General features: G+C 66.1%; 6 protein-coding genes and 1 pseudogene. 1 reads left to right on the forward strand and 6 read right to left on the reverse strand.

Going from position 1 to position 8307, the window contains the following annotated elements; translation table 11 throughout:
• Positions 1-170 precede the first annotated feature (170 nt).
• The 5 genes from RJ1_RS37635 to RJ1_RS37655 form a co-directional block, all read right to left on the reverse strand.
• Positions 171-1418, reverse strand: coding sequence for an NAD(P)/FAD-dependent oxidoreductase (locus RJ1_RS37635; RefSeq protein WP_073368393.1), 1248 nt, complete (start codon positions 1416-1418; stop codon positions 171-173).
• Positions 1415-2863, reverse strand: a complete 1449-nt coding sequence (locus RJ1_RS37640; protein ID WP_073368396.1) for an NAD(P)/FAD-dependent oxidoreductase — start codon at positions 2861-2863, stop codon at positions 1415-1417. The genes RJ1_RS37635 and RJ1_RS37640 overlap by 4 nt, the downstream gene beginning before the upstream one ends.
• Complete coding sequence (locus RJ1_RS37645) at positions 2860-4290, reverse strand: FGGY family carbohydrate kinase (RefSeq protein WP_073368398.1); 1431 nt, start codon at positions 4288-4290, stop codon at positions 2860-2862. Before RJ1_RS37645 ends, RJ1_RS37640 begins: the two co-directional genes overlap by 4 nt.
• Positions 4287-5822, reverse strand: coding sequence for an amino acid permease (locus RJ1_RS37650; protein WP_073368401.1), 1536 nt, complete (start codon positions 5820-5822; stop codon positions 4287-4289). Before RJ1_RS37650 ends, RJ1_RS37645 begins: the two co-directional genes overlap by 4 nt.
• A gap of 93 nt (positions 5823-5915) precedes the next feature.
• Positions 5916-6680: a DeoR/GlpR family DNA-binding transcription regulator gene (locus RJ1_RS37655; protein ID WP_073368403.1), complete on the reverse strand. Its 765-nt coding sequence runs from the start codon at positions 6678-6680 to the stop codon at positions 5916-5918.
• Between the two features lie 371 nt (positions 6681-7051).
• Between RJ1_RS37655 and RJ1_RS37660 the strand changes: the two are divergent.
• Positions 7052-7662: pseudogene (locus tag RJ1_RS37660) on the forward strand (TerD family protein); the annotation flags it as partial.
• A 206-nt stretch (positions 7663-7868) separates the two neighbouring features.
• Here RJ1_RS37660 and RJ1_RS37665 read toward each other — a convergent pair.
• Positions 7869-8307, reverse strand: a 439-nt coding sequence (locus tag RJ1_RS37665) for a cupin domain-containing protein (RefSeq protein WP_218026517.1), incomplete at its 5' end; no start/stop codon positions are given.

The following is an 8307-nucleotide window of genomic DNA, read 5'->3' on the forward strand; positions in this document are numbered from 1 at the left end:
GCCAGCAGTCGCGCAGCGACTGCGACATCCACGGGGCTGCGTGCACCCTGGGTCGGTCGATTCGATCGAATCAGGTGGCAGTGCAGGGCAGTTAGCGGCATAAGTGTCCCGTTGGTACGGGACAGGCCGGACCGCGCAGACCGATCCAGCCTGCCCCGGGTTCGAGGGAATCAGCCGAGCGAGACGGTGACGGGCCCGCCGCGGGGGTCGGCCTTGTCCAAGACACTCGAGGGCACCCGGAAGACGCGTCCGGGCGAGGCCGGCCACATGAGGGTCTTGCGGGCGATGACCTTGCCGTCCTGCCGCACCACGACCTTCGGGATCCGCACCAGGGTGTCGGTCCACAGCAACAGACGGTTGCGGGCCGGGGCGCTATCGCCGGGCCGAAGCACACCGGGGGAGATCCACCGCAGCGGAGCATCGGTCAGGATACGGACACCGTCGCGCACCGGCGGGCGGCCACCGAGGTAGTCGCGGACGGACTCGGCCACGTGCCGGCCGTCGAGGGCGGCGATATCGGCGGTGTCGACCGGGTGGAGCAGGTTACCGATGGCGAAGACACCGTCACGGCTGGTACGCAGTGCGGTATCGACAAGGGGGCCTTTGGTTGTCGCATCCATGTCGAGGCCGGTGAGGCGGGCGAGTTCGTGGTCGGGGATCCAGTCGCCGGTTAGCACCAGGGTGTCGCAGTCGATGATCTGCCGTTCCCCGGTGTCGATGTTCTCGATCTCCACCGCCCGCAGGGCGGGTTTCCCGATGATGTTGGTGACCCGGGTGCGGGTGGCGACGTCGACGCCCAGGATGGGGGACTTGCCGGCGAGGTTGAACACCCCGTAGGACTCGGGCGAGGGATATGTCGTGGTCATCAGGGCGGTACTGCAGCCGGCGTGCTTGAGGGTGAGCACCGCCGACCAGCTGACCAGTTCGCCGCCGACGACCACCGCGCGTGTGCCGACCGTGCGGTGGTGGATGTGGACCAGATTCTGCAGCTGCCCGGTGGTGTAAACCCCGGACGGGCGGTCACCGGGGATCATCCGGGCGGGGCGGGGTCGTTCGCGGGCCCCGGTGGCCAGGATGACGGCGCGGGCGTCGACCTTCAGGCGTCCCTGGGGCGAGGTCACCTCGAGGGTGCGGTCGTCCGCCCAGCCGGTGACAGTGGCGTTGGTGCGGATCTGGGCGCCGGCGGCGGTGGCCCTGTCCACGAGCTTGCGCGCGTAGGCAGGGCCGGTGATGAAGGTCTTCATATCACGGATGCCGTAGCCGAGGTGATCACAGTGCCGGGGGATGCCGCCGGCGACCGATTCACGGTCGAGGACGAGGACATTCAGGGACCGATCGCGGGCCAGTTCCGCCGCCGCGGTCAGTCCTGCCGGTCCGCCGCCGACGATGGCGACGTCGGTGGTCACAGCGGTGTTCATCGTCCGATCTCCTGCTTCATCGTGCCCGTCTGGGGGGCGCTGTGTCGTTCACGTCCGCAGGGCGTCGATCCGCGCTGGTCGAGGAGGCTCTGCACCTCCGCGCCGCAGAAAAATCCCTGGCAACGGCCGTTCATCACGCGGGTGCGGCGCCGCAGTCCCTCGAGCCCGGACGGGGGGATGACCGAGGCGAAGGCGTCGCGGATCTCCCCCTTGGTCACTCGCTCGCAGAAGCACACGACCTCGCCGTAGGCGGGATCGGCGGCGATCTTCTGCTCGTCCTGGTACGGGCGGGTGAACGATTCGCCGATGTTGGGCATCTGAGGCGGGGCGGGCAGATCGGCTCGGGTGACCAGCTTCAGGCCGGCGTCCTCGAGCCGATCCCGAACGTACTCGGCGACAGCCATTCCCGAGGTCAATCCGGTGGAGCGGATGCCGCCGACGAGCAGGTAGCGCTGGTCGGGATCCGCTTCGATGAGGTAGTCGCCATGGTCGGTCGCCGCGCGCAGCCCCGAGTAGGTGGCGGTGACCTCCTCGTCGAGCAGCTGCGGCATCAACTTCCGGCCCTTGTCGAGGAGGAAGTCGAAGCCGGCCTGCGAGGTGCCGGTTGCGGTCTTGTCGTCGAGGTCCTCGGCGGTCGGCCCGAGCATCACGTTGCCGTAGATGGTGGGGGAGACCAGCACACCCTTGCCGCGGGCGGTGGGAACCGGCAGGACGATCTTGTCGACGAGCGGACGCGCCAGCTTGTCGTAGACGAGCAGCTCGCCGCGGCGGGGGGTGACGGTGAACCGCTTGAACCCGAACTGCTCGTCGAGGACGTCCGCGCCGAGGCCGGCGGCGTTGACGACCCACTTCGCCTGCACCAGGCCACCACCGGTGTGCAGCGTGGTCACCTCGTCGCCGACCTCGATCGCACCGACGGCGTGACTGGTGAGCAATGCGGTGCCGCGGTTGACCGCGTCGGTGGCCAGCGCGAGGTTGGTGGTCCAGGTGCAGATGATGGACTCGTCGGGGACGGTCAAGGCGCCGAGGGCCCCGTCCCCGAGGTGGGGAAGCTGAGCATAGACGGCGTCGGCGTCGATGATCCGGCACTTGTTGTAGCCGTTGGCCTCTGCCTTCTTCTTCAGCGAGGGCAACGCGTCGAGCTGTTCCTGATCCCACGCCACCAACAGGGCGCCGGTGTGCTCGACCGGGATGCCGGTCCGGCCGGAGTACTCGGAGAGCAGCTCGTAGCCGCGGCTGACCATCTTCGACTCGAGGGTGCCGGGCTTGGCGTCGAATCCGGTGTGCAAGATCGCGGTGTTGGCCTTACTGGTGCCGTCACCGACATCTGCGCGGGCGTCGAGCAAGGCGACCGAGAGCCCGTAACCGGCGAGTTCGCGTGCGATCGCCGATCCGACGATGCCCGCCCCGATGACGACTACGTCGTGGACTGGCGGGGTATTCACAATGACTCCTGAGTGTTGTAGGTGGTGGCGGCGAGCTCGCGCCAGGCCGTGCGGAATTCGGTGGCCCGGTCCGGGCCCCATTGCGGTTCGTAGGATGAGGCGGGATCCCAGGCCGGGACGACGTCACGCACACCGCGACTCGGGTTCAGGGACAGCTCGGCCAGGGCGGCGGCGCCGAGCGCGGTCGCGTGTGCGGAGGGATAGACGTCGACGGGGAGCTGCAGGATGTTCGCGGTGGCCTGCATCAGGACCTTCGACTGCGTCAGACCGCCGTCGACCCGCAACCGTGCCAGCGGAGTGCCGATGTCGGATTCGATCGCGGACATCAGTTCACCGACCTGGGCGGCGATACCTTGCAGAACGGCGAGGACCACGTGCCCGCGTCCGGTCGAGAGCGACATCCCCGCCAGCGACGCGGTCGCATCCGAACGCCACCAGGGCGCGGCCAAGCCGGCCAGTGCGGGCACACACAACACCCCGTTGCTGTCGGCGGCGGCGACCGAGTCCAGGTCGTGGGCGCTGTTGATGATCCCCAGCGAGCACAGCCACCGCACGGCGGAGGCCGCGGTGTAGACCTGCCCGTCGATGCAGTACGAGGTCGTGTCCGCGGTGCGCCAGGCCACCGACGAAGTCAGCCCGGAACCGGAGCGCACCGCGGTGGTGCCAGTGTTGGCGAGCAGGAACGCGCCGGTACCGAACGTGCACTTGGCCATTCCCGCGTCGAGACATCCCTCGGCGAGCAGGGCGGCCTGCTGATCGACCACCAGGCCACCGACCGGGACATCGCCACCGAACGCCGACGTCGTGCCCACCACGGCGTCGTTGGCGACGATCTGCGGGAGGTGTTCGCCCTCGAGACCGAACAGTGCCAGCAACTCACCGCTCCAGTCGGCTCCGTCGAGGTCGACGACCAGTGAGCGGCTCGCGGTCGAGGCGTCGGTGACGAAGGCCCCGGTGAGTTGATGGATCAGCCAGGTGTCGGAGGTGGTGACCACCCCTGCGGTCTCGACGTTGCGGCGCAGCCAGGCCATCTTCGGCGCCGAGAAGTACGAGTCGAGCACCAGCCCGGTGCGAGCGGCGATCTCGTCCTTGTGGGCGTCGAGGTCACGGCACAGGCCTTCGGCGCGCCGATCCTGCCAGACGATGGCCTGTGTCAGCGGGTTTCCGGACTGCGGGTCCCAGGCAAGCACGGTTTCGCCCTGGTTCGCCAGGGAGATGGCGTGGACGGGGCGGCCGGCGTCCGTGATGGCGGTGCGTCCGGCCTGCAGGACCGACTCGAGCAGTTCGCCCGGATCCTGCTCGACGCCACCACCGTCCAGGTAGTGCGGGTGGATCGGGACCTCGGCGACCCCGACCACTCCTTCCTCGGGGTCGAGGACGACCGCTTTGGTGCCCGAGGTGCCCTGATCGATGGCGAGGACGGTCATTTCGCCGACTCCAATCCATTGTCTTCGGTCGCGGTCGCGGTCGCGGTCGCGGTGGCGTCGAGTTCGGCGTCGATCGACCGCATTTCCGGCATCCGCAGGCCGTGGGTGCCGCGAGTGATCAGGAGGAATCCGAGGTAGACGCCGCCGAGGACGACCATGACCAGTACGTACAGCCACGGGTCGCGGAACGAGGCGTCGCGGAAGAGGGACAGTTCGAATACCAACCACACGACGGACACGGCGAGGACGGGGATTTCCCAGCGCCCCAACTTGAATCCGTTGGTCGGCGGGAGTGAGCGCCGCTTGACGATGTACAGCGCGACGGTGATGGCGTAGATGATCGACGGCAACAACGTGGCGGCGGCGAACAGGTTGAACAGGGCGTCGGTGCGGGTGGAGAAGATTCCGAGGATCAGCGCGGCGACGACGGTGACGAGGACCGTTGCATTGAGCGGGGTCTTGAACCGGGGCGAGACCTTGTGCATGTACTGCCAGCCGGGGAAGCGCTCGTCTCGCGACATCGCCCACACCAACCGCACCCCGGTCATCAAGATGACCAGCCCGCAGGCGAAGATCGCAACGGCGACCAGTACCAGCAGCGCGGTCCCGACGTAGGAGCCCAGCACCGAACGGATGACGTCGGCGACCGGTGTGCCGGACTGCGCGAGCGCGACTGGGTCGTCGGTCAACGCGGTGACCGCGAGCAGGAACAGGAACCCCAGACCGCCGGAGGCGAGCACGGCCTGCCACATAGCTCGGGGAACGACGATCTCGGGGCGTTTGGTTTCCTCGGCGAGATTGGCCGCGGATTCGAAGCCGACGATGGTGAATGCACCGAGCAGAAAGCCCATCATCCACGGTCCGGCCGAGGTGGCGGTACCGAAGCTCCAGTACCCCTCGGCGGGGATGTCCCCGCGCTCGAACAGGTTGCCGATGTTGAGCTTGTGCGCGACGACGCCCACGATCAGCAGCAACGCGACCAGCGCCACCATCCCGATCAGTTCCGCGGTGACCGCGAAGTTGTTGACCCGCTCGGTCCATTTGGTGGACAGCCCGACCAACAGGCCCTGCAGGATCAGCACGATGCCGGTGATGACGAAACTGGTGGTGGCTGTGCCGTGAAACTCGAACAATGCGGGCAGCACGGTGGAGGCGACGGTGTAGTCGACCGCGACGACGACGATGGCCAGGAAAGTGAACGAGATCCACCCGGTGATCCATCCAAGCACCGGGTTGGCCAGTCGCGACACCCATTGATAGGCGTAACCAGTCACGGGGATGCGGGCGGCGAGGGACCCGAGGATCAATGCGACCGCCAGCTGTCCGACGACGACGATCGGCCACGTCCAGATCCCGAGCGGACCGGAGGTAGTGAGCACGCTGCCGTAGGTGGTGAAGATGCCGGTAGCGATGGAGACGAACGCGAAGGCGACAGCGAACGAGGCGAAACGGCCGGTGGAGCGTTCGAGGGACTCGGTGTAGCCGAACTCACCGACACCGGCGGAATCTGGGGGTGTGGAATGATGACTCATGGATCGTCTTTCTGACTGGAATTGGGTTTTCGATCCGGCGGGCGACGCTGCAACGTCGCCCGCTTTCATTTGTGTCAGTGGCTTTCGCCTCACTCACGCCGTCAGGATCACTCCACCGGCATCCTTGAATGCCTGGGCAATGTCCTGTGCCACAGGGAAATCGGTGATCAGGCCATCCAATGTGTCCAGAGTGCACACCCGGTGCGGAGCCACCCGGCCGATCTTGGAGGAATCGGCGAGCACGTAGCTGTGTGCGCTGTTGGCGAGGATCGTCTTGCGAACATCGACCTCGTCGAGATGGAAGTCGGTCAAACCGATCTCCGCGTCGACCCCACCGGAACTGACAAACGCCAGATCGGCATACAGATCGGTGAAGAATGCCTTGGCGTGAGCATTCGCACACGCCAGGTCGCCTTTCCTTACCCGGCCGCCACAGACCAGTAGGTCGATGTCCGGACGATCGGCGAGCTCCGCGGCCACCAGCAGCGACGGCGTCGCGACCGTTCCGCGGAAGCTGTGCGGAATCGCGCGGGCGACCTCGACCGCGGTCGTTCCGATGTCGATCACGATGGTTTGACCGGTTTGGATCAAGCTGACCGCAGCCTGGGCGAGCTCCTCCTTGGCCTCGTGTTCGAGTTGTGAGCGCTCGGTGAAGGACGGCTCCTCACCGCCCCGGGCGACGACACTCGCGGCCCCGCCGTGCACCCGCCGCAGTGTGCCGCGTTCCTCGAGCAACGCGAGATCACGCCGGACCGTCTCCTGAGAAACACCCAGCAGCTGCACCAGCCCCTCAGTGCTGATCACACCGGCGGAATTGAGCGAATTCACGATCGCCTTGTGACGTTCAACCGGTAGCATCTGTGACCGTTCCTGTGGATGACTGACTGAATATGACTGTAAGTGTGCTATTTCGCCCGTCAGTAGTCAACCCGAAAATGAGAACTGGACCACACAACGAGCGAATCTGTTGCACATGACACCGCATCACCCGTGGTCAGGGCCGATTCCGGGCATGTCAGGTGCGACGCCTACACCTTGGATCGGACTCGCCGCACCCCACACGACCGACGGCGCCGGCGAGGCGGCTACCGATTCGCCGGACCAGTCGCCGCCGGTTCAGTCGACCGGTGTCCATGCCGAGTACAACGCGGGAACGGTGGCAATCGCGGCGTAGGTCAGTCCCTGCACGTGGGTGGAGCCCGTAGCCCGAGGCGAGGATTCGTTCCTGGGTCACTGTCAAACATATCCTGCCCCGCCGTCACGGCACCTACCCGGCTGCTCGGAATGCGTCGGTAGCGGAAAGATTGGCGACGGATGGGGTGTTCGAGGCGGTGCTGCGGATCCCCGAGACGGCCCGGGATTTGGTGGTGATCGCGGATGTGCGGACCAACAAGATCCGCTGCCGCACCACCGTGGAGGCGCGAACGAAGGAACGTCGGGTCGTCGGCTGTCGTGGTTGCTCAAGCAGCTCAAGGACGTCCCCGGGGACGTGCAAGTCGAAGCGGTGTTCTCCGAGCGAGGCAACGAAGCGTGCGAGCATCTCGATGCGGTGCGGGCGGCTCCGAAGGTGCTGGCCGACGGCCGGGCCGGGGAGATCGTCTCCTTCTCGCTCGAGCAAGCATTTCCGATGGGCGGCCGGCGGTGGGGTACTGCAGCGAGTTTCATCACCAGCGTGACCTCGTCGACCGACACGTTCTACGGAACGGTGGTCCAGCAACTACAGGAATGGGCGCCGACAGCGCCGAAACAGAATGAACAGCCGAGGGCTGACACTGCAGACACCGAAGCCGAGTTTCCCAGGGAATTCCTATTCGAACCGGCGCCGCCTTCGTTCGCTTGATCCATGGGATCGAGTGTTTCGGTCATTGTCTTGCCTTCTCGCCGAGCTAGCTCGGCGAGAAGGCAAGCTCACCCGACAGTCCCTGGAACGCGAATCAGGGCGGAAAAACTCCCTTACAGCGTCGAAAACGTATGCGCTGCAACACCGGTTCGGGGCACCGATGAGTATCTACGCGGCCAGGGGGATTGTCGGGGCGCGCGAGAGTTCTAGGCGCCGGTCGGGTAGCGAGTATTGACGAACATCAGGCAGCCCAAGGTGCTGAGGTATGGGCCGTGTCGCATCCCTGGTGGTCGGCACGCATACATGCCAGCCGTGAAGGTGCGGTTGAGGGTGATGTCCCGCAGGTCGCCCTCGAGGAGAAGCACCTCTTCCCAGAATTCGTGGGTTATGACTCCTGCCGTGGTCCTAGTTCCGGGATCGTAGCGTTGCAGCAGTGATGTGTCGCCGGTCTCGGGGTCGTGCGAAAGTTGCTGTTCCCATACGCCCGGCGCGGCGTCTTCAGGCTGCACCCATCTTGCCTGGGTTCTGTGAAATTCCATCTCTGGTTTAGGCATTACATCTCCTGTATCTCCGAGAGACCTGAGGATCAGGCAATCTCGGATCCGCCATTCGTACAGTTCGGTAAGGCGGGCGCACTGAGCAGGA

Origin of the sequence: Rhodococcus jostii NBRC 16295, from assembly GCF_001894825.1 — a bacterium.
GTDB classification, from domain to species: Bacteria; Actinomycetota; Actinomycetes; order Mycobacteriales; family Mycobacteriaceae; genus Rhodococcus_F; species Rhodococcus_F jostii.